The organism is Parvimonas sp. M20, from assembly GCF_035282425.1.
Taxonomy (GTDB): Bacteria; Bacillota; Clostridia; order Tissierellales; family Peptoniphilaceae; genus Parvimonas.
The window spans coordinates 1-246 of record NZ_JAYKBQ010000251.1; the positions used below are offsets into that span (position 1 = coordinate 1).

At 51.6% G+C, this 246-nt stretch carries 1 protein-coding gene; it reads right to left on the reverse strand.

Translation table 11 applies throughout. The features are described 5' to 3' along the window. On the reverse strand, positions 1 to 246 hold a 246-nt coding region (locus tag VJI93_RS09145), incomplete at both ends, for a hypothetical protein (RefSeq protein WP_324009380.1).

The window sequence follows — 246 nt, forward strand, 5'->3', positions numbered from 1 at the left end:
TGCCTGATTCACTAATTGCTGGCCTTCGGCGCGAACCTGATCAATGGCTTTATAGTGAAACGTCAGGCCATCGCTGCGCGTTTCGATAATGCGGTTCATCTGCTCTTTCAGCTGCGCATCAAGTTTGGTCAGACGGCTGCGCATTTTGCTGATTTCGCCCATCTCCTGAACGATAATTTTATCCAGCGCAATACGGGCTTTTTCGACGCGGCTTTTCGCGCCTTCATCAATCCACGGCAGCGTGCT